The sequence below is a fragment of the Limobrevibacterium gyesilva genome (assembly GCF_025989185.1).
In the GTDB taxonomy this organism is placed as follows: domain Bacteria; phylum Pseudomonadota; class Alphaproteobacteria; order Acetobacterales; family Acetobacteraceae; genus Limobrevibacterium; species Limobrevibacterium gyesilva.
Map to the genome: position 1 here is coordinate 64258 of NZ_JAPDNT010000007.1, position 23849 is coordinate 88106.

19 protein-coding genes are annotated in these 23849 nt (G+C 69.4%); 17 read left to right on the forward strand and 2 right to left on the reverse strand.

From position 1 onward, the window contains the following. Positions 1-3 precede the first annotated feature (3 nt). From OL599_RS11605 to dnaE, 3 genes are read left to right on the forward strand one after another with little or no spacing between them, the layout of a single operon-like run. A complete protein-coding gene (locus OL599_RS11605) occupies positions 4-1257 on the forward strand; it encodes a lipoprotein-releasing ABC transporter permease subunit (RefSeq protein WP_264713907.1) in 1254 nt (417 codons plus the stop codon). Continuing rightward, positions 1250-1927 (forward strand): ABC transporter ATP-binding protein, encoded by a 678-nt coding sequence (locus tag OL599_RS11610; RefSeq protein ID WP_264713909.1) that lies wholly within the window; start codon positions 1250-1252, stop codon positions 1925-1927. The genes OL599_RS11605 and OL599_RS11610 overlap by 8 nt, the downstream gene beginning before the upstream one ends. After that, a complete protein-coding gene (gene dnaE / locus OL599_RS11615) occupies positions 1927-5346 on the forward strand; it encodes a DNA polymerase III subunit alpha (RefSeq protein WP_264713911.1) in 3420 nt (1139 codons plus the stop codon). Before OL599_RS11610 ends, dnaE begins: the two co-directional genes overlap by 1 nt. A gap of 24 nt (positions 5347-5370) precedes the next feature. Here the strand turns inward: dnaE and OL599_RS11620 are convergent, their stop codons facing one another. Next, positions 5371-6495 (reverse strand): TAXI family TRAP transporter solute-binding subunit, encoded by a 1125-nt coding sequence (locus tag OL599_RS11620; RefSeq protein ID WP_264713912.1) that lies wholly within the window; start codon positions 6493-6495, stop codon positions 5371-5373. 25 nt (positions 6496-6520) lie between these two features. After that, a complete protein-coding gene (locus OL599_RS11625) occupies positions 6521-9106 on the reverse strand; it encodes an AAA family ATPase (protein WP_264713913.1) in 2586 nt (861 codons plus the stop codon). Positions 9107-9573: 467 nt separating this feature from the next. Between OL599_RS11625 and OL599_RS11630 the strand changes: the two genes are divergently transcribed. From OL599_RS11630 to lpxD, 14 genes are all read left to right on the forward strand, one after another. Further along, positions 9574-10419: a branched-chain amino acid aminotransferase gene (locus OL599_RS11630; RefSeq protein WP_264713914.1), complete on the forward strand. Its 846-nt coding sequence runs from the start codon at positions 9574-9576 to the stop codon at positions 10417-10419. Positions 10420-10465: 46 nt separating this feature from the next. Continuing rightward, complete coding sequence (locus tag OL599_RS11635; RefSeq protein WP_264713915.1) at positions 10466-10867, forward strand: SRPBCC family protein; 402 nt, start codon at positions 10466-10468, stop codon at positions 10865-10867. Between the two features lie 225 nt (positions 10868-11092). Next, complete coding sequence (gene rpsB, locus OL599_RS11640) at positions 11093-11875, forward strand: 30S ribosomal protein S2 (protein ID WP_264713916.1); 783 nt, start codon at positions 11093-11095, stop codon at positions 11873-11875. A gap of 26 nt (positions 11876-11901) precedes the next feature. Next, entirely contained in the window at positions 11902-12834 is a 933-nt protein-coding gene (gene tsf, locus OL599_RS11645) for a translation elongation factor Ts (protein WP_264713917.1), read from the forward strand. Between the two features lie 79 nt (positions 12835-12913). Further along, positions 12914-13639, forward strand: a complete 726-nt coding sequence (gene pyrH, locus OL599_RS11650) for a UMP kinase (RefSeq protein WP_264713918.1) — start codon at positions 12914-12916, stop codon at positions 13637-13639. A 35-nt stretch (positions 13640-13674) separates the two neighbouring features. Continuing rightward, positions 13675-14241, forward strand: a complete 567-nt coding sequence (frr, locus tag OL599_RS11655) for a ribosome recycling factor (RefSeq protein WP_264713919.1) — start codon at positions 13675-13677, stop codon at positions 14239-14241. A 117-nt stretch (positions 14242-14358) separates the two neighbouring features. Next, on the forward strand, positions 14359-15033 hold the full coding sequence (uppS, locus tag OL599_RS11660; RefSeq protein ID WP_264714012.1) for a polyprenyl diphosphate synthase: 675 nt from the start codon (positions 14359-14361) through the stop codon (positions 15031-15033). Continuing rightward, on the forward strand, positions 15014-15727 hold the full coding sequence (locus tag OL599_RS11665; RefSeq protein WP_264713920.1) for a phosphatidate cytidylyltransferase: 714 nt from the start codon (positions 15014-15016) through the stop codon (positions 15725-15727). The genes uppS and OL599_RS11665 overlap by 20 nt, the downstream gene beginning before the upstream one ends. An 11-nt stretch (positions 15728-15738) precedes the next feature. Further along, complete coding sequence (gene dxr, locus OL599_RS11670; protein ID WP_264713921.1) at positions 15739-16905, forward strand: 1-deoxy-D-xylulose-5-phosphate reductoisomerase; 1167 nt, start codon at positions 15739-15741, stop codon at positions 16903-16905. 180 nt (positions 16906-17085) lie between these two features. After that, the gene (gene rseP, locus OL599_RS11675) at positions 17086-18213 is read left to right on the forward strand and encodes an RIP metalloprotease RseP (protein ID WP_408886935.1); all 1128 of its coding nucleotides are present in this window, start codon (positions 17086-17088) and stop codon (positions 18211-18213) included. Between the two features lie 38 nt (positions 18214-18251). Then, entirely contained in the window at positions 18252-19229 is a 978-nt protein-coding gene (locus OL599_RS11680; protein WP_264713922.1) for a class I SAM-dependent methyltransferase, read from the forward strand. 469 nt (positions 19230-19698) lie between these two features. Beyond that, the gene (bamA, locus tag OL599_RS11685; RefSeq protein ID WP_264713923.1) at positions 19699-21951 is read left to right on the forward strand and encodes an outer membrane protein assembly factor BamA; all 2253 of its coding nucleotides are present in this window, start codon (positions 19699-19701) and stop codon (positions 21949-21951) included. 5 nt (positions 21952-21956) lie between these two features. After that, a complete protein-coding gene (locus OL599_RS11690) occupies positions 21957-22784 on the forward strand; it encodes an OmpH family outer membrane protein (RefSeq protein WP_264713925.1) in 828 nt (275 codons plus the stop codon). A gap of 3 nt (positions 22785-22787) precedes the next feature. Beyond that, positions 22788-23849: a UDP-3-O-(3-hydroxymyristoyl)glucosamine N-acyltransferase gene (lpxD, locus tag OL599_RS11695; protein WP_264713926.1), complete on the forward strand. Its 1062-nt coding sequence runs from the start codon at positions 22788-22790 to the stop codon at positions 23847-23849.

The following is a 23849-nucleotide window of genomic DNA, read 5'->3' on the forward strand; positions in this document are numbered from 1 at the left end:
AGCATGTTCGGGCCGTTCGAGCGCGCGGTCGCCGGCCGCTACCTGCGGGCCCGCCGGGGCGAGCGCTTCGTCTCCGTCATCGCCGGCTTTTCGCTGGTCGGCATCGCCCTGGGTGTCGCCACCCTGATCATCGTCATGTCGGTGATGAATGGGTTCCGCCAGGAGCTGCTGGGCCGCATCCTCGGGCTCAACGGCCATCTCGGCATCTACGGCGTGGGCCAGCCGCTGGTGGATTACGACGCCGTCGCCGCCCGCGTCCGCGGCGTGCCCGGCGTCGTGTCGGTCATGCCCATGGTGGAGAGTGCGGCCGGCCTGAAAGCCGACCGCGGTGGCGGCTTCACCGGCGGCGTGGTGCGCGGCGTGCGCCTCGACGACCTGCGCCGCACCCATGTCGTGGCCGACAACATCCGCGCCGGCAGCCTCGACGCCTTCAAGGGCAACGACGCGGTGGCGATCGGCGTCGGGCTGGCGCAGAAATTCGGCATCGGCATCGGCGACCGCATCCAGATCTACGCGCCGGAATCGCAATCCACCCCGTTCGGCAGCATCCCCCGCGGCCGCGCCTACACCGTGGTCGCGCTGTTCCAGGTCGGCTTCAACGAGGCCGACACCAGCTTCGTCTACATGCCGCTCGATGCCGCCCAGATCCTGTTCCGCGTCGAGAACGCGGCCACCCAGATCGAGGTCGTCACCACCGACCCCGATCGCGTGCGCGAGGTGAACCGCGCCATCCGCGCGGCGCTCGGCCCCCTGCCGGTGCGCGTCATCGACTGGACCCAGAACAACAACAGCTTCTTCGCCGCGGTCGAGGTCGAACGGAACGTGATGTTCCTGATCCTGACCCTGATCATCCTGGTGGCCGCCTTCAACATCGTCTCCTCGCTGATCATGATGGTGAAGGACAAGACCAAGGACATCGCCGTGCTGCGCACCATCGGCGCCGGCTCGGGTTCGATCATGCGCATCTTCCTGATGTGTGGCGCCTCCGTCGGCATCGCCGGCACGCTGCTCGGCACCCTGCTGGGCGTGGTGTTCTGCCTGAACATCGAGACCATCCGCGGCTGGCTGGAAAGCCTCACCGGCACCAACCTGTTCAATCCCGAGGTCTATTTCCTCAGCCGCCTGCCGGCCGTGCTGCAATGGAACGAGGTGCTGCAGGTGGTCGGCATGGCGCTGGTGCTGTCGCTGCTCGCCACGCTCTATCCAAGCTGGCGCGCCGCCCGCACCGACCCGGTGGAAGCCCTGCGCCATGAATGAGTCGCTGCAACTGCGCGGCGTGCAGCGCACCTACCGCAGCGAGGGCGGCGCCCTGCCGGTGCTGCGCGGCGTCGATCTCACCCTGCAGGCCGGCGAGATCGTCGCCCTGGTCGCCCCCTCCGGCACCGGCAAGTCCACGCTGCTGCATCTCGCGGGCCTGCTAGAGAAGCCCGATGGCGGCCAGGTCCTGGTCGCGGGCCGGGACGCGGGCGCCCTGTCCGACGGCGAACGCACGGCGATCCGCCGCGACTCCATCGGTTTCGTGTATCAGTTCCACCATCTGCTCGGTGAGTTCACGGCCGTGGAGAACGTGGTGCTGCCCCAGATGATCGCAGGCAAGGATCGCCGCGCCGCCGAGGCCCGCGCCCTGACCCTGCTGACCGCTTTCGGCCTGCAGGCGCGCGCCCGGCACCTTCCCGGCAAGCTGTCGGGCGGCGAGCAGCAGCGCGTCGCCATCGCCCGGGCGCTGGCCAACGCGCCGAAGGTGCTGCTGGCCGACGAGCCCACGGGCAACCTCGATGTCGGCACCGCCTCGCTGGTGTTCGAGGAATTGCTGCAGACCGTGCGCACGCATGGCGTGGCCGCCCTGATCGCCACCCACAACCCCGACCTCGCCGCCCGCATGGACCGCACCGTCACGCTGCACGAAGGCCGGATCGTGGAGTACTGATGCCGCACGCCGATTTCGTTCATCTGCGCGTCCATTCCAGCTACTCGCTCAGCGAGGGCGCGATCACCGCCGCCAGGATCGCCGTCCTCGCCCGCGACGCCGGCATGCCCGCCGTCGCCATCACCGACACCGGCAACCTGTTCGGCGCGCTGGAATTCAGCCAGTACTGCGCGGGCAAGGGCGTGCAGCCCATCGTCGGCTGCCAGCTTGCGCTGACCCGCGCCGACAACCCCCGCCTGCCGCCCGACCCCGTGGTGCTGCTGGCCCAGAACGCCACCGGCTTCGCCAACCTCCAGCGCCTGTCCTCCGCCGGCTTCATGGACACCGACCCCGGCCTGAAGCCGCAGCTCAGCCTCGAGCGTCTGTTCGAGCATGCCGAGGGCCTGCTGCTGCTCACCGGCGGCACAAACGGCCCGATTGCCCGCCTGCTCGCCGAGGGCCAGAAGCAGGAGGCCGATCAGCTTCTCGCCCGCCTGTGCGAAGCCTTCCCCGACCGCACGGTGATGGAGCTGCACCGCCACGGCCTGGCCGTGGAACGCGCCATCGAGCCCGGCCTGATCGCGCTCGCCGACCAGCACGCCATCCCGCTGGTCGCCACCAACGACTGCTTCTTCGCCAAACCCGACATGCACGAGGCCCACGACGCCCTGCTGTGCATCGCCGAGGGCCGCCTGCTGTCCGAGCAGGACCGGAGGCGGGTGACACCGGAACACTGGTTCAAGCCGGCCAAGGTCATGCGCGCCTTGTTCGCCGACCTGCCGGAAGCCTGCGACAACACGCTCGCCATCGCCCGCCGCTGCGCGGTCATGGCGGAGACCCGCAAGCCCCTGCTGCCGGTCTGCCCGAAGGTGCGCCCCGGCCGCACCGAGGAAGAGACCGTCCGCGCCATGGCCATCGAGGGCCTGCAGCGCCGCATGGACGCCAAGGACGCGGACGCCGAGACCCGGGCGAAATACCGCGAGCGCCTGGACTTCGAGCTCGACGTCATCGCCAAGATGGGCTTCCCCGGCTATTTCCTCATCGTCGCCGACTTCATCCAGTGGGCGAAGGCGCACGGCATTCCCGTCGGCCCTGGCCGCGGCTCCGGCGCCGGCTCCGTCGCCGCCTGGGCGCTGACCATCACCGACATCGACCCGCTGCCCTTCAACCTGCTGTTCGAGCGGTTCCTGAACCCCGAACGCGTGTCGATGCCCGATTTTGACATCGATTTCTGCCAGGACCGCCGCGACGAGGTCATCGCCTATGTCCGCAACGAGTACGGCGGCGACCGGGTGGCGCAGATCATCACCTTCGGCAAGCTGCAGGCCCGCGCGGCCATCCGTGACGTCGGCCGCGTGCTCGGCCTGCCCTTCGGCCAGGTCAACAAGGTCGCCGAGCTGATCCCCAACAACCCGGCCAAGCCGGTAACGCTGAAGCAGGCCATCGACGGCGAGCCCAAGCTGCAGCAGATGCGTGACGACGACGAGTCCGTCCGCCGCCTGATGGAAATCGCGCTGCAGCTCGAAGGCCTGTACCGCCACGCCAGCACGCATGCCGCCGGCGTCGTCATCGGCGACCGCCAGCTCACCGAGCTGGTGCCGGTCTACCGCGACCCGAAATCCGACTTCCTGGTCACGCAATACTCCATGAAATACGTGGAGCAGGCCGGCCTGGTGAAGTTCGACTTCCTCGGCCTGACCACGCTGACCATCCTCCAGCGCGCCGTGCGCTACCTGAAGAAGGAAGGCATCGAGGTCGATCTCGACCGCCTGCCGCTGGACGATCCGCGCACCTACGACATGCTGCAGAAGGGCGACGCGGGCGGCGTGTTCCAGTTCGAAGGCCAGGGCATGCGCGACGTGCTGCGCCAGATGCGCCCCGACCGCTTCGAGGACCTGATCGCCGCCGTCGCCCTCTATCGCCCGGGCCCGATGGCCAACATCCCCGCCTATTGCCAGCGCAAGCACGGCGAGCAATGGGAGCCGCCGCACCCCGAGCTTCTGGACATCCTGCAAGAGACCTACGGGATCATGGTCTACCAGGAGCAGGTGATGCAGATCGCCCAGAAGATGGCGGGCTACAGCCTCGGCGGCGCCGACCTGCTGCGCCGCGCCATGGGCAAGAAGATCCGCGCGGAGATGGACGCCCAGCGCAAGATCTTCGTGGACGGCGCCACCGCCCGCGGCATCGCCCCGGCGAAGGCCGAAGAAGTCTTCGAGCTGATGGCGAAGTTCGCCGACTACGGCTTCAACAAGTCCCACGCCGCCGCCTACGCCCTGGTCGCCTACCAGACCGCCTGGATGAAGGCCAACTACCCCGTGGCCTTCCTGGCCGCCTGCATGTCGCTGGGCATCCACAACACCGACAAGCTCGCCGCCCTGCGTCAGGAAGCCGCCCGCATGGGCATCGGCGTGCTGCCGCCCGACATCAACCGCTCCGGCGCCGATTTCCGGCTGGAACGCGACGCCGAAGGCAAGCTCGCCATCCGCTACGCGCTGGCCGCGGTGAAGAAGGTCGGCCTGTCCGCCATGCAGGCCATCGAGCAGGTGCGCGGCGAGCGCCCCTTCGCCGACCTGCCGGACTTCGCCGCCCGCGTCGATCCGCGCCAGCTCAACAAGATGCAGCTGGAGAACCTCGCCCGCGCCGGCGCCTTCGATGCCATGGAGCCGAACCGCGCCCGCGTCTTCGCTTCCGCCGAAACCATCCTGCGCCGCGCCCAGGCCACCGCCGAGGAAAAGGACAGCGGCCAGATCGGCCTGTTCGGCGGCGCCGGCAAGCCCGAGCCCCTGCGCCTGCCATCCATCCCCGACTGGGAGGGGATGGACCGCCTGGGCTTCGAGGCCGAGGCAGTCGGCTTCCACCTGACCTCGCACCCGCTCGACGCCTACGCCCAGGTGCTGCGCCGCCTCGGCGTGATTCCCAGCAACCAGCTGGAAGCCCGCGCCCAGGCCGGCGCCGCGCGCGTGAAGCTCGCCGGCTCCGTGGTGAATACGAAAGAACGCATCACCCGCACCGGCAGCCGCATGGCCTGGGTGCGCCTGTCCGATTCCGGCGGCTCCTACGAGATCACCTGCTTCAGCGAGGTGCTCAGCCGGTCGCGCGAGATGCTGGCCGCCGGCAACTCCGTGCTGGTTACCGCCGACATCCGCCTGGAGGGCGAGGCGCTGCGCATCACCGCGCAGGACGTGGCCCCGCTCGACCAGGCCGCCAGCCAGGCCGGCGCCGGCATGAAGGTGTGGCTGCAGAAGAGCGAGGCCGTCGCCCATATCCGCGCCTTGCTGGACCGCGAAGGCAAGGGCAGGGGCCGCGTCATCCTCGTCCCCCGCCTCGACGCCGCCCAGGATGTGGAGATTACCCTTCCCGGAGGGTTCAACGTCACGCCAAGGCTGGCCCAGGCGCTGAAGATCGTACCGGGCATCGAGCGCGTCGAAGATCTCTGACGCCAGCCTGATCCGTCGCCGGCATTACTGGGTGGCGCGCTGGCGCTGCCAGACCAGGAACTGCTGGAACAGGGCCGCGCGCTCCTGATCGGTCATTGCCGGACGGGCGCCGCCGGACTGCGCCAGGAACGCGTTGAAGTCCTGCCGCAGCGCGCCTTCGCCCGCGCCGCCGGCCGTCTGCAGGCGCAGCCATTCCTGGGCCGCCGGGAAGCGCGTCCAGCCCGGCACCTGCGCGGCCAGGTTGACTTCCTTCCATTTCGGATGGCGCGGCGGCTTCAGGAACGAGGGGAACTTGTCGAAGAACGCCGCAACGAAGCGTGCCACCTTCCGATACCTCTCGGTATTCGGCGGCCAGCCATATGCGGCCATGACCGACCCGACCGCGAGGGTCTCGACATCGGCGCCCTCCGGCACCAGGGCGGGGTATTCGGCGTGCCCGAGCGACGAGGGCAGGTAGGTGTCCAGCAGGGCAGGCGTCATCGCCACGGGCAGGAAGTGCAAGCCCGTATCGGGGGCAATCCCCGTGAACAGCCGCGCGGGCTTTCCGGTGACGTAGCCGATCGCGGCAATCTCGCCGTTCTTCAGCTTCTCGAGCGCCGTATTCTGGTCGTCGTTGGCGAGTTTCGCGCTGATGCCGAGCGCGTCGAGCACAAGCGAAACCGTCATCGCGGAGCCGCTTCCGCGCACGTCCACATTGACGGTCTTGCCGGCGAGGTCCTGCAGGCTGGCGATGTCCTTGCGCGCCAGGATATGCAACTCCTCGTCATACAGCTTGGTGATGTATTCGACGGACTGATCGACCCCGGGGAACAGCTTCTCGCGCCGGACATACGCCAGCGCATCGGACTGCACGATGCCGATATCCACGCCCCGCAGGAACATGATGTCGGAGATGTTGCCGACCGAACCCTTGCCGATCAGCGCCAGCACCCGCAGCCGGTCGCCGTCGTCGAGCACCGCCGCGAGATCGGCGGCAATACGGATATACGTGCCGTCCACGCCACCGGAGACGATGCCGACCGTGCCGGCATTCGCGCGCATGACCGCGGCGTCGTTCGTCGGCAGCGCGCCTTGCGCCAGCGCGGCGGCTCCCGCGAGCGGCGCAAGGCAGGCGACAAGGAACACGAGCCTCAGCGTGCGTGAGATCATGGCGTGCCTCCCGTGGGGTCTTTTGTCATTGGCCGGCTTGAGACTTGAGTTTCTTCAGGCGGTCGCCGGCTTCCCGGTCGCCGAGCGCGATCGCCTTCTGGTACCAGGCGGATGCCCGATCGGGGTTGCCCTGGATACCGCGTGCGCCGATTTCGGCCAGGAACACGGGATCATAGGTCTTGCCCGCGCCGGTCGAGGCAGGACCGCTGCCCGCAGCGGCCGCCCGCTCGTATAGCAGCCGCGCTCCCGAGACGTCGCCTTCGCTCAGCATGGAGTCGCCCCGATGGAGAAAGGCGGCGACCATCGCCGGCGAAAGTGACACGGCAGTACCACGGCTTGATGCGGGAGGCTCGACACCGTGTCCCAGGCCGATGGCTGTCTGCGTCTGCGCCTGCGGTTGTGCCGGCGCAGGTGCCGGCGCGGGAGCGGGTATCGGTTGCGACGCCGCGGGGGTCGTTATTGCCACTTCACCCGCCGCCGCCGGAGGTGGCGCGACTGCCGGCATGATGGTGACCGGCTGCAAAGCGGCCGGCCCGGCTGGCGCAGCGGCGGGCGGCAACACGGGCGGCGCGGCGGTCGTCTCGGTGATGCTTGCCGGCTCGGCGACGGGCCTGGCCGCCGGGGCCATGAGCGGCGCCGAAACAGGGCCCTCAGGCGCGGCAGGGCCCTCGGGCGCGGGAGACTCTTGCGCTCGGGCGGGTCCCTGTTCGGGGGCCGCAGGCACCGGAGTCCGAGACACGGCCACGTCCCCCGTGCCTGCCGCGGGCGCGCTCTGGATGGGCTGTTCCGTGGGTGCCGGGGCGGCCGGCGTTCCCGTCGGGCTGTCCGCTTCGAGTTCCGCCGGAGCTGTTGTCGCAGGTGGCGTGGGCGACGGCTCGGCGGGCGCCGTTGCCTCTTGGGGCGCCGCGGCGGCATCAGGAGTGCCGGCGCCGGAAGCGGCAGGCTGCGCTGCCTCGGCTGGTGCGGGGACGGCCGGCGCCGGGCTCGAAGTCTCGACCCCGGCCGGCGCCGCATCGGCTCCGGCGGGCGGAAGTGCCGGCGGCTGTGGCGCCAGCGACGGCTCCGCCGTGTCCGAAGCCGGTGCCGCTTCGTCTGCCCCAGCGGCAGGTGGCGGCGTATCGCCACTATCGGGTGCCGCCACGGACGCAGCCTCGGCTATCGGCTTGCGCGCGGCTGGCTGGTCCGCGGCCGGGGTGGCTGTGGCCGGCTGTTGCAACGTGGCCGCCTGATCCGGTTCCGGCGCTGATCCTGTGCGGGCAGCCGGCTCAGCGGCGTTCGCAGACTCCGGCTGACCCTTGTCAGCGGCCGTCTCGGCCCGGCCGTCGACCGCCGCCGCCTCGGCGGCCTCTGTGGTGCCGGACAATGAGGCGGCGGCCAGAGTAAGGTTGGCCGGCATTTGCGGTGCCGGTACAACTTCGGGCACTGGCATCGTGTCCGATGTGACCGCGGCCGAGGACGGAGCGGCCCGCACCCCCGTGCCGCCGCCCAACAGGGTTGCCGCTGCGATCTCGTTCAAACGGTCAGACGGAGCCAGGCGGACCCAGGCCGCTCCACCCAGCGCGATCACCAGGGCCGTGCCAGCCGCGACCTGGGCCATTCGCCGAAGCCGGTAGCCTGGTGCCGGGGCGGCGCGTCGCTCCATGGCAACGATGGCCGCAGCCGGCCTGGCCGGTGGCAGGGGCGGCGGGGTTGCCACGATGGGGCCGATCCCTTCCGGCCACCCGGCAATCCTGGCGCCGATCGTGTGTGGAACGTCGGCCGGTTCCTGCCGCACGGGATCGCGTGCGCCGACCAGCGCACCCCCCGGCATCGGCGGCAGCGACGCGGCGGCGTTCTTCACGATGTCCGGCGTGATCGTCTTGCAGCGACGGCAGGCGCCAATGGCAAGCGCGGAACTCAGGATCCGGTTTATCCGCCCCGGGGTGCCCCTGGCGTGAAGAACCGTCTGGCTCAGCGCCTCTGCGGTCATCACCCGGGTCGTCGTCCTGCCGGCGCGCTTCAACTGGAACGCGATGTACTGCTCGGCGTCCTCGTCGGACAGTGGCGCGAGAACCGGTCTGGTGACGATCCGTTCGGCGAGTTCGTGAATGCCCTCGCGCGCCAGCGTCTCCCAGAAGCCGGGGCGGCCGACGAACACGAACTGAAGAACAGGCACCCCGCATTGGGCCCGCGCGCTCATCAGCTGCAGAAACGCGAGTGCGTTCGGCGCCAGCAGATGCGCGTCGTCGATGGCAAGCACGACGTGCTGTTCGTCGGCCACCGCCGTCGTCAGCGTCTTGAAGACCTCCGCCACGTCGGCGTCCGAGACGTCGCGGCTGGACTTGTGGGCGATCTGTCCCATCAGCGCGCGCAGGTTCTGCAGCGAGAACGACGGATTGTCGACGCGCACGAACCGGATCCTCTCGGCCGCAAGCGCCGCGATCACGGCATTCAGGATCGTTGTCTTGCCGGCCCCCTGTTCGCCGGTCAGAGCCAGAAAAATCTGCCGGTCCCGAATCCCCTGCACGATCGCGGAGATGGCATCCCGGTAGCCATCCGACATGAAGATCTCATGTCCATCCGCAGGCAGCTCGAATGGATCAAAGGACAAGCCATAGAGATCCAGATACATCGCCTGTCATCTCCCGGCGCATATAGAGCGCCGAAGGGCTGCATCCGAGACGAAAAACTTCGTGATCGTTGCGGCAGTGCTTGCAGCATGGGCCTGCACATTGCGGCGCACGTAGTACAGGTGGCATGGAAACGCCGCCCGCTTCCCGCTTGTCTGCGCTGCACTCGTGCGATGCGCGGCCACGTGCGGCATCTGCCTTCTCCTCGGCCTGCGGCACGGTAAGTCCCGGTCCGACACGGAAGGCTTCGCTCGATCGGGGACAGCATTGGCGCTGTCCAACGGCCATTCCACCCGGCGGCGATATTTGAAAGTGTAGTGTTCGCAACGGCCCGGATGCAATTCAGGAGTTGCCAGCGTCTGGCCGGCGCAAGCCGGAGATTGCGCCGGAGATGGGCTTCTCCGGGCCCCTTGACGCCCGGCCCCCCGTGTCTTCTCCTCCCGGGCATTGGACGCATGGGGACACGAGCATGGCCGCGACATTCTGGCTGGACGGACATTGGACCGACGAGGCGCCGCGCCTGACCGGCCCCGCTGATCATTCGTTCTGGCAATCCTCCGTCATTTTCGACGGCGCCCGCGCCATTGCCGGCCTTGCGCCCGACCTCGACCTGCACTGCCGCCGCGCCATCGCGTCCGCCCACGCCATGGCCCTGAAGCCCGGCATCGCCGCCGAGGAGATCGAGCGCCTCGCCATCGAGGGCATCCGCCGCTTCCCGCGCGATGCCGTTCTTTACATCAAGCCGGTGTTCTACGCCGCCGGCGGCATGATCTCGGCCGACTCCGCCACCACCGCCTTCGTGCTGCACATCTTCGAGGCCCCGCTGCCCGGCGCCGGCGGCTTCTCCGCCACGCTGTCGCCGTTGCGCCGCCCCGCCCCCGAAATGGCGCCGACCGACGCCAAGGCCGCCTGCCTCTACCCCAACTCCGACCGCGCCACCCGCGAGGCCAACGGCCGTGGCTTCGACCACGCGGTGATGCGCGACCCCTGGGACAACATCGCCGAGTTCGCCTTCGCCAACCTGATGCTGGTGAAGGGCGGCCGCGTGCTCACCCCGGCCGCCAACGGCACCTTCCTGGCCGGCATCACCCGCCGCCGCGTCATGGCCTTGCTGAACGAGGCCGGGACCGAGGCCGTCGAGGCGAAACTGACCGCGCAGGACCTGCACGACGCCGACGAGATCTTCAGTTGCGGCAACTACGGCAAGGTGGTCGCCTGCACCCGCTTCGAGGACCGCCAGCTCAATGCCGGCCCGGTGTTCACCGAGGCGCGGCGGCGGTATTTCGCCTGGGCCGAAGGCAGCCGGGTCAACTGAACGACGTCCGGGAGCTGCGCCACGTCACCCTGAACGGGGAGCCTCCATGCCCGTCCAGCCGGCCCTGACGCTCGGCATCGGGATCGCCCGGCCGTTGGCCGAGGTGTACGCCTTCCTGGCCGAGCCGGGGAACTTCGCGAAATGGGCGTCCGGCCTCGGCCATTCGTTCCACCGTATCGGCGACGGGGAATGGCGGGCGGAGACGCCGATGGGGCCGATGACGATCCGCTTCACCGCGCCCAACCCGTACGGCGTGCTCGACCACGACGTGATTCCCGAAACCGGCGGTGCGATGCACAACCCGATGCGGGTCGTCGCCAACGGCGACGGCAGTGAGGTGGTGTTCACCTTGTTCCAGCGCCCCGGCGTGTCCGACGCGGCGTTCGCGCGCGATGCGGACTGGGTCCGGCGTGATCTTCTCGCCCTCAAGACGCTGCTCGAAAGCTGAATTCGCCCCGCGGGGAGCAGCGGACCGCCTCCCGTCCGCACCCAGCCATGCCGCGGCCGCCCTTGCGTTTCGGCCCCGCCTCCGCCATATCCCCGCCGTCGGCGGCATGGTGTCGCCGGTAATTCACACGCGGGGCGCCTTTCCGGCCGGTAGAACGGTCAGGATCCGGTGCCTTTCGGCTCTGGCCCCGCGGAGGTTCAACCGGACGAGGAAAGGAGCACGCCGATGGCGATGCCCGAATTCACCCTGCGCCAGCTGCTTGAGGCCGGCGTCCATTTCGGCCACCACACCCGCCGCTGGAATCCGCGGATGGCGCCGTATCTGTTCGGCATCCGCAACCAGGTCCACATCATCGACCTGCAGCAGACCGTGCCGATGCTGGACCGGGCCCTGCGCGCGGTCCGCGACGTGACCGCCGCCGGCGGCCGCGTGCTGTTCGTGGGCACCAAGCGCGCCGCCGCCGAATACGTGGCCGACGCCGCCAAGCGCAGCGGCCAGTACTACGTCAACCACCGCTGGCTCGGCGGCATGCTGACCAACTGGAAGACCATCACCGGCAGCATCAAGCGCCTGCGCCAGATCGACGAGCTGCTCTCCGGCGACATCCAGGGCCTGACCAAGAAAGAGGTCCTGGACATCACCCGCGACCGCGAGAAGCTGGAGCGCGCGCTGGGCGGCATCAAGGACATGGGCGGCCTGCCGGACATCCTGTTCGTGATCGACACCAACAAGGAAAAGCTGGCGGTCCAGGAAGCCAACAAGCTCGGCATCCCGGTGGTCGCCGTGCTCGACAGCAACTCCGACCCCTCCGGCGTCACCTATCCGATCCCGGGCAACGACGACGCGATTCGCGCCATCACCCTCTATTGCGACCTGGTGGCGGGCGCCGTGCTCGACGGCATCAGCGCCGAGATGATGGCCAGCGGCCGTGACATCGGCGCCGCCGAGGACCTGCCGGCCGAAGCCCTGCCCGAGGTCGAGGCGCCCGCCGAGCAGCCGACCACCTGATAGAACGACGAACAAGGAGACATCGCATGGCCGAGATCACTGCGGCCCTTGTGAAGGATCTGCGCGAGCGGACCGGCGCGGGCATGATGGACTGCAAGAAGGCGCTCACCGAGAGCGGCGGCGACCTGGAAGCGGCCATCGACTGGCTGCGCAAGAAGGGCCTCTCCGCCGCCGCCAAGAAGTCGGGCCGCGTCGCTGCCGAGGGCCTGGTCGGCGTCGCTTCCGAACCCGGCAAGGCCGCCATGGTCGAAGTGAACGCCGAGACCGACTTCGTCGCCCGCAACGAGGCCTTCCAGGCCCTCGTCCAGCAGGTCGCGAAGACCGCCCTGCAGGTCGGCGAGAACATCGACGCCATCAAGGCGGCGCCCTATCCGGGCACCGGCCGGACGGTTGCGGAAGAACTCACCCATCTGGTTGCCACCATCGGCGAGAACATGAACATCCGCCGTGCGCGGGTGCTCACCGTGGCGAAGGGGGCGGTGGCCAGCTACGTCCACCAGTCCCTCAAGCCGGGTCTGGGCAAGATCGGCGTTCTCGTCGCCGTCGAGGGCGACAGCGAGGCAGGGGCCCTCGAAACCCTGGGCCGCCAGGTCGGCATGCACGTCGCCGCCACCCGCCCCGAGGCGCTGGACGCCGACTCGGTGGACCCGGCCGCGCTCGAGCGCGAAAAGGCGGTGCTGTCCGAGCAGGCCCGCGCCTCCGGCAAGCCCGAGGCGATCATCGACAAGATGGTCGAGGGCCGCATCCGCAAGTACTACGAGGAAGTGGTGCTGCTGGAGCAGGTCTGGGTGCATGACGGCGAGAGCCGGGTGAAGGCCGTGGTGAAGAAGGCCGGCGCCACGCTGGGCGGCTTCGCCCGCTTCCAGCTCGGCGAGGGCATCGAGAAGACGACCGGCGACTTCGCCGCCGAAGTGGCCGCGGCCGCCGGCGTCAAGGCGCCGGAGCCCGCCGCCTCGTAACCGTCGTCGTTCTGCCTCTCTTGTTCGGGGCGGGCGGGGCCTTTACGGTGCCGCCCGCCCCAAATCTGTCCGGAATCCCATGCCTCAGCCAACAACCTACAAGCGTGTCCTGCTGAAGGTATCGGGCGAAGCCCTCATGGGGCGCCGCGATTACGGGCTCGACACCGAGACCGTCGCCGCCATCGCCGCCGATATCGGCGACGTCGTGGCCCTCGGGGTCCAGGTCAGCCTGGTCATCGGCGGCGGCAACATCTTTCGCGGCGTCTCCGCGGCCGCCAGCGGCATGGACCGCGCCCAGGCCGACTACATGGGCATGCTCGCCACCGTCATGAACGCGCTGGGCATGCAGGCGGCGCTGGAGAAGATCGGCGTGCCCACCCGCGTGCAGTCCGCCATCCCCATGTCCTCGGTGTGCGAGCCCTATATCCGCCGCCGCGCGATCCGCCACATGGAGAAGGGGCGGGTGGTGATCTTCGCCGCCGGCACCGGCAACCCGTTCTTCACCACCGACACCGCGGCCGCCCTGCGCGCGGCCGAGATGCAGTGCGATGCCCTGCTCAAGGGCACCCAGGTCGATGGCGTCTACTCCGCCGACCCCCGCAAGGTGCCGGAAGCGGAGCGCTTCGAGCAGCTGACCTATCTCGACGTGCTGACGCGCGACCTCGCGGTCATGGACGCCTCGGCGATCAGCCTGTCGCGCGAGAACGCCCTGCCGATCATCGTCTTCAATATCCGCGCCCCCGGCGCCTTCGCCCAGGTCATGCGCGGTGAGGGGCGGTTCACCACGATCTTCGAACCGAAGTGACGGCGCTGTTGCGCCAGGGATAGAAGGGGGTTGCAATGGCGACCGATCTGAACAGCCTGAAGCAGGACCTCACGCGCCGCATGGATGGGGCGTTGGACACCCTCAAACGCGATTTCTCCGGCCTTCGCTCCGGCCGCGCCAGCCCGGCCCTGCTGGAGCCGGTGCGGGTCGAGGCCTATGGCAGCGAGGTGCCGCTGCCCCAGGTCGGCACCATCGCGGTGCCGGAGGCGCGCATGATCACCGTCCAGGTCTGGGACCGAAGCCTGATCGGCGCCGTCGAGCGCGCCATCCGCGACTCGGGCCTCGGCCTGAACCCCTCCTCGGACGGCCAGCTCGTCCGCGTGCCCATCCCCCAGCTCACCGGCGAGCGCCGCGCCGAGCTGTCCAAGGCCGCCCACCGCTATGCCGAGGGCGCCAAGGTCGCGGTCCGCGGCGTGCGGCGCGACGGCATGGACCAGATCAAGGCGCTGGAGAAGAAGGGCACGATCAGCCAGGACGACGAGAAGCGCTGGGCCGACGACGTGCAGAAGCTGACCGACCAGTACATCAAGCGGATCGACGATGCGCTGGCGGACAAGGATAAAGAGATCAAGCAGGTCTGAGGCGGGGTCATGGCGGCGATCGGCGACCCGAAGCTCCAGGAGGCACACGCGATATCCGGCGAGCGCCCGGGTGCCGCCGTCGCCCTTCCCGCGCCGCCGACGCATGTCGCCATCATCATGGACGGCAATGGCCGCTGGGCCGCCGCCCGCGGCCTGCCCCGTGTCGCCGGCCACCGCGCCGGCGCCCAGGCCGTCCGCCGCGCCATCGAGGCGGCGATCACCATGGGCGTGGGGTGGCTCACCCTCTACGCCTTCAGTAGCGAGAACTGGCGCCGTCCGGTCACCGAGGTGATGGACCTCACCGGCCTGCTGCGCCACTTCCTGAAAAGCGAGATCGCCGAGCTGAAGGAGCGCGGCGTCCGCCTGCGCTTCATCGGCGACCGCGCCCGCTTCGAGCGCGATATCCAGTTCGACCTGTCGCAGGCCGAGCGCGACACCGCCGCCAACACCCGCCTGAACCTGGTGGTCGCACTCTCCTATGGCGCCCGGGCCGAGATCGCCGCCGCCGCCCGCGCCGCCGCCGAGGCCGCGCATGCCGGCACGCTCGACCCCGCGACCCTGGACGAGACCACGTTCGCCGGATTCCTTTCCACGTCCGGCATCCCCGATCCGGATGTCGTCATCCGCACCTCCGGGGAGCAGCGGCTGTCGAACTTCCTGCTGTGGCAATGCGCCTATGCCGAACTGGTCTTCCTGGACGTGCTATGGCCGGATTTCGGCGCCTCGCACTTCGCCGAAGCCCTGACCGAATTCGCCCGGCGGGAGCGGCGCTTTGGCGCGCGTCCTGGCTGACCGCAAGACACCGGGCGGCATGCGCTGGGGCGACCTGTCGAAACGGGTGGTCTCGGCCGCCGTGCTGGCGCCCCTGGCGCTGTTGTGCCTGTGGGCCGGCGGCTGGCCATGGAGCGTCCTGATCGCGCTGGCGACGATCGGCATGGCAGGCGAATGGCGCCGCATGTGCCGCCATCGCCCCGCCACCGCGAACGCCTGGTGGGCCCCGCTGCTCGGCCTCGTCTACATCGTGCCCGGCCCCGCCGCGCTGCTGTGGTTGCGCGCCGACCCCGTCGCAGGCCTGGGCAATGTGCTGTTCGTCATCCTGGTGGTCTGGGCCACCGATATCGGCGCCTACCTGGCGGGGCGGCTGATCGGCGGGGCGAAACTGGCGCCGTCGATCTCGCCGGGCAAGACCTGGTCGGGCGCCGCCGGCGGCGTGGCCCTGGCCCTGGCGGTCGGCCTCGCCGCGGCGCATCTTGATGGCGCGCCGCTTTGGCGCGGCCTGCTCGTGGCAGCCGGCTTGGCCGTGGTCGCCGAGGCCGGCGACCTGCTCGAGTCCGCCCTCAAGCGGTATTTTGGTGTGAAGGATTCCGGGACCCTGATCCCCGGCCATGGCGGCCTGCTCGACCGCCTCGATGCCGTGTTGGTGACGGCGCCGGCCGCGGCTCTGCTGGCGGCGATGCTCGGACGCGGAGTAGAACTGTGGCGATGAAGAACGCAGCAATGAAGACGGTCACGGTTCTGGGCAGCACAGGCAGCGTCGGCACGCAGACGGTCGAGCTGCTTGCCGCGTCCCCCGAACGCTACCAGGTGCGCGCCCTCGTCGGCGGCCGCAACGCCACCCTGCTGGCCGAGCAGGCCCGCCTGCTGCGCGCCGAACGCGCCGTCATTTGCGATCCCGCCGCCTATCCCCGGCTCGTCGAGGCCCTGGCAGGCAGCGGCATCGACACCGCTTGCGGCGAGGCTGCCGTGGTCGAAGCCGCCGCCATGCCGGCCGACTGGACCATGGCCGCCATCACCGGCGCCGCCGGCCTTCAGGCCACGCTGGCCGCCGTCCGCGGCGGCGGCGCCGTCGCCCTGGCCAACAAGGAAGCCCTGGTCTGCGCCGGCGAAGTGTTCCTGCGCGCCGTGCGCGCCCACGGCGCCACGCTGCTGCCGGTCGATTCCGAGCACAACGCCATCTTCCAGTCCATGGCCGACGGCAACCGCCCGGCGGTGGAGAAGATCGTGCTGACCGCCTCCGGCGGCCCGTTCCGCACCGCCAGCATGGACGAGATGGCCCGCGCCCTGCCGGAAGCGGCGCTGCGCCACCCGATCTGGTCCATGGGCGCCAAGATCAGCATCGACAGCGCCACCATGATGAACAAGGGCCTGGAGCTGATCGAGGCCGCCCGCCTGTTCAACCTGACCAGCGACGAGATCGGCGTGCTCGTGCACCCGCAATCCGTCATCCACGGCCTCGTCTACTATCGCGACGGCAGCGTGCTGGCGCAGCTCGGCAGCCCGGACATGCGGGTGCCCATCGCCCACACCCTGGCCTGGCCCGGCCGCATCACCACCCCCGCCCCGCGGCTCGACCTCGCGGCGCTGGCCCGACTCGAATTCGCCGAGCCGGACATAATCCGCTTCCCGGCCCTGCGCCTGGCCCGCGAAGCCTTGCAGGCCGGCGGCGGCGCCCCCACCATCTTGAGTGCCGCCAACGAGGTGGCCGTGGAAGCATTCCTGGGGCGCCGCATCGGCTTTCTGGACATCGCCGCGGTGGTGGAGATGGTGATGGACGACATGGGAACGCTGCCGGCCGACAGCCTGGAAGCCGTGCTCGACCTGGATGCCCGGGCCCGCAGCGGCGCGGCGCGGTTCTGCGCGCAACGGGGCCTCTCGGCTGCCTGACTCCGCCCGGGCTGCCGCCGCTCAGCGCCATCTTCGCAAGAAGAAGGCCAAGTCGCGCACAACCATTGGTGGTAATGGATCAAACCGTTCCTGTTGCTGCCGGAATACCTTCGTGATCTAGTCAAAATGCCATGCCGGCGAACGGAAAAAGCCCGCCGGACGAGACATTAGGAGAAAGACGTGTTCGACTTCCTGCCGTCAGTGCTCCGCACGCCGCTGGCGTTCGTCATCGTTCTCGGGGTGCTCGTCTTCATCCACGAGCTCGGGCACTATCTCGCGGCACGTTGGCGCGGCGTCCATGTCGAGGCGTTCTCGATCGGCTTCGGCAAGGCCCTGGCCAGCTGGACCGACCGGCGCGGCACCGCCTGGAAGCTGGCCTGGATCCCGCTCGGCGGCTACGTGAAGCTGCACGGCATGGAGCGGCCGCAGGATGTCGAGCCGGAGGTTCGGGCGCGGTGGATTCCCGGCCGGACCTTCCACGAGAAATCGGTGCTGTCCCGCGCCATCGTCGTTGCTGCCGGCCCGGTCGCCAATTTCATCCTCGCCGCGGTGCTGTTCTTCGCCCTGTTCGCCGCCGTTGGCCGGCCGGTGGCGCTGCCCGAAGTGGGCGAGGTGATCGCCGACTCGGCCGCGGCGAAAGCGGGCCTGCAGCAGGGCGACCGCATCACCGGCATCGACGATAGCCGTGACTCCCGGCCGGTCAACCGGTTCGAGGATCTGCAGCGCATCGTCGCCGCCAACCCCGGCCAGCCGCTCATCCTGCATATCCGCCGCGGCGACGCCGCCCAGGACATCCGGGTAACCCCCGAGGCGCGCGACGGCGGCTCCGGCAAGCAGATCGGTGTCCTGGGCGTCCGTGGCGGCGCCACCGTGTTCGAGCAATTGTCGATCCCGCAGGCCCTCGTCGCCGGCGTCGGGCAGACCTGGGACGTGACGGTGCAGACGCTGGCCGGCGTCTGGAGCATGATCGCCCAGAACAAGGCCGGCGAAGACCTCGGCGGGCCGCTGCGCATCGCCCAGCTGTCCGGCCAGGTGGCCTCGCTCGGCTTCGCCAGCCTGGTGTCGTTCATTGCGGTGCTGTCGGTGAATCTCGGCCTGATCAACCTGTTCCCGATCCCGGTGCTGGACGGCGGCCACCTGCTTTTCTACGCGGCCGAAGCCATCCGCGGCCGGCCGCTGCCGCCACGCGCCCAGGAATACGGCTTCCGCGCCGGCTTCGCCCTGTTGATCGGCCTGTTCGTCTTCGCCACCTGGAACGATCTCGCGCATATCGGCCTGTTCCGCTGGGTGGCCGGCCTGATCGGGTAGGCCAGCCGCCGGAAGCGCGGCCGGGCGGCCGCTTGCCCATGCGCGGGCTGAAGGATCTCGCCGCCGCGCTGCGCCGGCGGCTGCGCCCCTCGCTGCCCCCGCCGGGCGGCGAGGAGGTGCTGCAGTTCATCCGCGACGGCCACCGCTTCGTCTGGAGCCCGCCGGAGATCCGCCGGCAGATCCAGAGCCACGGCATCAACATCGTCCCGGCCGACTTCTATTCGAACATCCCCCTGATCGAGGACCTCGAAACCACCTTCGAGGGCGCGCCGACGCGCCGGCCCGTCTACGACAAGGTCTTCGACGCCGAGCGGATCGCCGCCTTCCTCGCCGGCATCGCCCCCTTCGCCGCCGAATTCATCCCGCCGGACGAGGGCGACGAGGCGGCCTGCTCGTCGTTCTTCTGGAAGAACTCCCAGTTCTCCTGGACCGACGCGATGGCCTATTACTGCATCCTGCGTGCGCGCAAGCCGAAACGTGTCATCGAGATCGGCTGCGGCTTCTCGACCCTGGTCGCCGACGCGGCGCTGCGGATGAACGGATCGGGCGAGATCATCGCGATCGAGCCGTTCCCGCGCCCGTTCCTGCCGCGCATTGGCACCGTGTCGGAGATCATCCGCGCACGCGTCCAGGACATCCCCCGCGCCAGGGTGCTTGACCTGGTCGGGGGCGCCGACATCCTGTTCATCGACTCGACGCACACCGTGAAGATCGGCAGCGACTGCCTCTACCTCTATCTCACGGTGCTGCCCGATGTTCGCAGCCGGCTGCTGGTGCACAGCCACGACATCTTCCTGCCTTTCGGGATGCCGCTCGACTGGGCGCGTGACCGCCAGATCTACTGGACCGAGCAGTACCTGCTCTACGCCTATCTCCTGCAAAACCCCTTCGCCCGGGTCGTGTTCGGCAGCACCTATGCCACCGAATTCCTCGCCGCCCAGACCCTTTCCCTCATGGGCGGCAAGTGTCCTCCGGGCGGCGGCAGCCTGTGGTTCGAGCTGAACGCCGGCGTCTGATACCAATGGCCCTTGACGATGACCCTTCCATCGTCAAGGGCCGTTGGTATCGCGCGCCGGGTTGGTGGGCGGCGGCGCGCAAAATCGCAAAATAACGACTTATACCGGCGGCCATTCTTCATGGCCGCCGGTATGACCGCGGCAGACAGGCTTCGGCACCGCCCCGATTCGGCCTCGCCGATATCGTTCATGCCGGCGAGTCGCCCGGTCATGACACGCCTGTGGCAAGCAACGAGGCGGCATTTCTCCGCGCCGTGAGCGATCATTCAACGGCCTGGGTAGCGCGGCGCGGGTCTCGTCGCTATTCTCCGCGCGCCCGTGGTCAGCTGTCTCGATTGGTGAGACGGCGCTGCAATGAGGGGTGCCGCCTTTGTCTCGTTCCCGCGCAGCGCTGCTTGCGATCGTCTGTCTTTCGACCGCGTCCGTTTCCGTCCTTTCCAGTGCGCAGGACCTGCCGGGTCCGTTGCGTATGGCCCAGTTGCAGGGCGGCAGGATCGAAGCCATCAAGGTGGAGGGCAACCAGCGTATCGAGGAGGGCACGATCCGCTCCTACATGCTGGTCCAGCCGGGCGACCCGTTCGATCCCGACCAGCTCGATCGCAGCCTGAAGACCCTTTATGCGACCGGATTGTTCTCGGACGTGAACCTGCGGCGCGACGGCAATACGCTGGTCGTGCGGGTGACCGAGAATCCGATCGTCAACCGCATCGCCTTCGAGGGCAACCGCAAGCTCACCGACGACACCCTGCGGCCGGAGCTGCAGTTGCGCCCGCGCGCCGTGTTCACCCCCGCCATGGCGCAGGCCGACCGGCAGCGGCTGCTCGACCTGTACGCCCGCAGGGGACGGTTCGGCGCCCGCATCGAGCCGAAGATCATCAAGCTCGACCAGAACCGCGTGGACGTGGTCTTCGAGATCAACGAGGGCGAGACCACCCTGATCAGCCGCATCGCCTTCGTCGGCAACCATGCCTTCAGCGAGAGCACCCTGCGCGACGTCGTCAACTCGCGCGAGGAGCGGTGGTGGCGGTTCCTGTCCAGCAGCGACAGCTACGACCCCGACCGCCTGAATTTCGACAAGGAACTGCTGCGCCGCTACTACCTGCAGAAGGGCTATGCCGACTTCGAGGTGACCAGCGCCACCGCCGAGCTGGCGCCGGACAAGTCGGCGTTCTTCGTGACCTTCACGGTGAGCGAGGGCGAGCGCTACAGGGTCGGCAAGACCGACGTCAACGTGACCCTGCGCGGCGTGACCAAGGAATCGGTGCTGCCGCTGGTGGAGCTGGGGCCGGGCGACTGGTACGACGGCGACGCGGTGGAGCGCACCACCCAGGCGATCAGCGAGGCGCTGCAGAACCGCGGCTTCCCGTTCGTCGAGGTGAAGCCGCGGGTGCAGCGTGACCGCGAGAAGCACACGATCGACCTGGTGTTCGACGTGGGCGAGGGGCCGCGGGTCTATGTCGAGCGCATCGAGATCTCCGGCAACCAGCGCACCCAGGACAAGGTCATCCGCCGCGAGTTCCGCCTCGCCGAAGGCGATCCGTTCAACGCCGCCCTGATCCGCCGCAGCCGCCAGCGCCTGCAGGACCTCGACTATTTCGCCAATGTGGACGTGACGTCGCAGCCGGGCTCGGCGCCCGACCGCGCGATCGTCAACACCAAGATCGAGGAGAAGGCGACCGGCGAGCTGACCATCGGCGGCGGCTATTCCACCGACGCCGGCGCGCTGCTCAGCGCCGGCCTGCGCGAGAAGAACCTGATCGGCTCGGGCATCGACGCCAGCCTCAACGGCGTGCTGGCGCAGAAGCAGAGCCAGATCAACCTGTCGGTGACCGACCCGTATTTCCTCGACCGCAATATCGTGGCCGGGTTCGACCTGTTCCACACCACGTTGAACAACCTCGACATCGCCCAGTACAACGAGCGCCGCACCGGCCTGACGCTGCGCATGGGCTACGAGTTCAACGAGCATCTGCGCCAGATCTGGTCGTACTCGGTGGTGCAACGCGACGTCTACAACGTGCAGTCCAACGCCAGCATCTACGTCAAGGACGAGGCGGGGCAGTCGCTGCTGTCGCAGATCGGCCAGACGCTGACCCTCGACTACCGCGACAGCCGCATCGATCCGCACAAGGGCTACGTGATCCGGTTCGGCTCCGACTTCGCGGGCATCGGCGGCGATGCCAAGTTCGTCCGCACCAAGATCGACACCACCTACTACATGCCGCTGGACCGGATCACCGGCAACCAGGACTGGACCGTCGCGATCTCGGGCGGCGCCGGCTATCTGTTCAATCTGGGCCGCAACGAGAAGATCATCGACCGCTTCTTCCTCGGCGGCGACAATCTGCGCGGCTTCCAGACCGGCGGCGCCGGCCCGCACTCGATCCCGACGGCGACGAATACGACCTCCGACAGCCTGGGCGGCCGGTTCCTGTGGACCCAGTCCACCGAGCTGCGCTTCCCGCTGCCGATCACGGCAGATTTCGGCCTGACCGGTCGCGCCTTCGTTGACATCGGCGGGCTGTCACAGGTGAATTCGGTGGTCTTGAACGGCCAGGTGGTGCCATTCACCGATGACGGCTCGCCGCGCGTCGGCGCCGGCGTCGGCGTCTCCTGGAAGACGCCGTTCGGCCTGATCAACGTCGATCTGGCGCAGGCGGTGGTGAAAAAGAAATTCGACCAGACTCAGTTCTTCCGCTTCGGTTTTGGCACGAGGTTCTAGTGCACATGTCTCGTATCGGTTTGGCCGTCGCAGCGTTCGCGGCGGCCTCGGTGTTCCTCTCGCTGCCCGCGGCCGCGCAGAGTTCCGACTATTTCGTCCCCAACCAGCCGCGGCCGGCACAAGGCGGGCAACGGGCGCAACCCCAGCGCCCCGCCCAGCCGCAGCGCCCCGTGGCGCCCCCGGCGCCCGCGGCGGCATTGCCAGCCGACCAGGACCAGGCGCTGGCCCAGATCCCCATGCCGCCCGTCCCCGAACTGCCGGCGCTGCCAAAGGGGACGGCCCCGCCAACGGCGACCATCGGCGTGATCGGCGTGCCCGAGGTGATGCGCGCCTCCGCCGCCGCCCAGCAGGTGGACAAGATCATCGGCGAGCGTCGCGAGAAGCTGAACGAGGACGCGCAGAAAGAGCAGACCGCCTGGCGCGAGATGCAGCAGACGCTCACCAACCAGCGCGGCACGATGTCGCCCGAGCAGGTCCGCACCAAGGAGCGTGAACTGCAGGAGCGGATCACCAATGCGCAGCGTCAGTTCCAGAACCGCAACCGCATCATCCAGGAGGCCGCGCAGGTCTCCCTGAACCAGATCCAGGCCTCGCTGATCGCCGTCATCCGCCAGGTGGCGGAGAGCCGCGGCATGAACCTGGTGCTGCACCGGGCCCAGGTGGCGCTGAACGTGAACGAGTTCGACATCACCGACCAGGTCGCCGAGCAGATCAACAAGGTGCTGCCTTCGGTCACGATCCCGCCCGATGGCGTATCCCCGCTGGCCCAGCAGCCGGCGGCGCCAGCCGCCACCCCGGCCGCCGCGCCCGCCGCCGCGCCGCCGAAGAAATAGGCCATGCCAGCGCCGGCGACCGCGGGCGATCCACGGTTCTTCGCGCGCAGCGGACCGCACACGCTGGCCGCGGTGGCGGCTGCGGCGGGTGGCGCGGCGCCCGAGGCCGACCTGCTCCTGTCCGGTGTGGCGCCGTTGCAGGCCGCGGGGCCGGACCAGGTCAGCTTCCTGGACAACCGCCGCTATGTCGACGCGCTGCGGGAAAGCCGGGCGGGGGCGGTGATCGTGCACCCGACCATGGTCGGCCATGTGCCCGCGGGCTGCGTCGCCATCGTCACCAAGGAGCCTTATCTGGCCTGGGCGCGCGCTGCGCGGCTGTTCCATCCGCTGCCGCCGCTGCGGCCCGGCGTGCATCCGGCCGCCTGTGTGCACCCCTCCGCCGTGGTCGATCCCACCGCCGAGGTCGGCCCGCTGGCGGTGATCGAGGCCGGGGCGGAGATCGGGCCGCGCTGCCGGATCGCCCCGTGCGCCGTGATCGGCGAGGGCGTCGTGCTCGGGCCGGATTGCCGCGTCGGCGCGCATGCCAGCCTCAGCCACGCCCTGCTGGGCGCCCGCGTCTACATCTATCCCGGCGCGCGGATCGGGCAGGAGGGCTTCGGCTTCGCCGTCGCCCCGGACGGCTTCGAGACCGTGCCCCAGCTCGGCCGGGTGCTGGTCGAGGACGATGTCGAGATCGGCGCCAACAGCTGCGTCGATCGCGGCTCGGCCCAGGACACCGTGATCGGCGCGGGCTCCCGCCTCGACAACCTGGTGCAGATCGGGCACAACGTTCGCCTGGGGCGCTGCTGCGTGATCGTGTCGCAGGCTGGCATCTCCGGCTCCACGGTGCTTGAGGATTTCGTCCAGGCGGGCGGCCAGGTCGGCATCGCCGGACATCTTCGCATCGGTGCGCGTGCGCGGGTCGGCGCGCAGGCCGGCGTGATGGCGGATGTGCCCGCCGGGGCCGAGGTAATCGGGAGCCCGGCGCAGCCGGTACGGGATATGTTCCGCCAGGTGGCGGTGTTGAAGAAGCTCGCGACCCAGTACAAGGCTGGCGGTTCGGCGAAGGGCACGGATTCGGACTGA

Excerpts from the sequence above, each read along its gene's own strand:
- OL599_RS11605 (WP_264713907.1), top strand. The coding sequence starts at position 4 with ATGTTCGGGCCGTTCGAGCGCGCGGTCGCCGGCCGCTACCTGCGGGCC.
- OL599_RS11610 (WP_264713909.1), top strand. The coding sequence starts at position 1,250 with ATGAATGAGTCGCTGCAACTGCGCGGCGTGCAGCGCACCTACCGCAGC.
- dnaE (WP_264713911.1), top strand. The coding sequence starts at position 1,927 with ATGCCGCACGCCGATTTCGTTCATCTGCGCGTCCATTCCAGCTACTCG.
- OL599_RS11620 (WP_264713912.1), bottom strand. The coding sequence starts at position 6,495 with ATGATCTCACGCACGCTGAGGCTCGTGTTCCTTGTCGCCTGCCTTGCG.
- OL599_RS11625 (WP_264713913.1), bottom strand. The coding sequence starts at position 9,106 with ATGTATCTGGATCTCTATGGCTTGTCCTTTGATCCATTCGAGCTGCCT.
- OL599_RS11630 (WP_264713914.1), top strand. The coding sequence starts at position 9,574 with ATGGCCGCGACATTCTGGCTGGACGGACATTGGACCGACGAGGCGCCG.
- OL599_RS11635 (WP_264713915.1), top strand. The coding sequence starts at position 10,466 with ATGCCCGTCCAGCCGGCCCTGACGCTCGGCATCGGGATCGCCCGGCCG.
- rpsB (WP_264713916.1), top strand. The coding sequence starts at position 11,093 with ATGGCGATGCCCGAATTCACCCTGCGCCAGCTGCTTGAGGCCGGCGTC.
- tsf (WP_264713917.1), top strand. The coding sequence starts at position 11,902 with ATGGCCGAGATCACTGCGGCCCTTGTGAAGGATCTGCGCGAGCGGACC.
- pyrH (WP_264713918.1), top strand. The coding sequence starts at position 12,914 with ATGCCTCAGCCAACAACCTACAAGCGTGTCCTGCTGAAGGTATCGGGC.
- frr (WP_264713919.1), top strand. The coding sequence starts at position 13,675 with ATGGCGACCGATCTGAACAGCCTGAAGCAGGACCTCACGCGCCGCATG.
- uppS (WP_264714012.1), top strand. The coding sequence starts at position 14,359 with ATGGACGGCAATGGCCGCTGGGCCGCCGCCCGCGGCCTGCCCCGTGTC.
- dxr (WP_264713921.1), top strand. The coding sequence starts at position 15,739 with ATGAAGACGGTCACGGTTCTGGGCAGCACAGGCAGCGTCGGCACGCAG.
- OL599_RS11680 (WP_264713922.1), top strand. The coding sequence starts at position 18,252 with ATGCGCGGGCTGAAGGATCTCGCCGCCGCGCTGCGCCGGCGGCTGCGC.
- bamA (WP_264713923.1), top strand. The coding sequence starts at position 19,699 with ATGGCCCAGTTGCAGGGCGGCAGGATCGAAGCCATCAAGGTGGAGGGC.
- OL599_RS11690 (WP_264713925.1), top strand. The coding sequence starts at position 21,957 with ATGTCTCGTATCGGTTTGGCCGTCGCAGCGTTCGCGGCGGCCTCGGTG.
- lpxD (WP_264713926.1), top strand. The coding sequence starts at position 22,788 with ATGCCAGCGCCGGCGACCGCGGGCGATCCACGGTTCTTCGCGCGCAGC.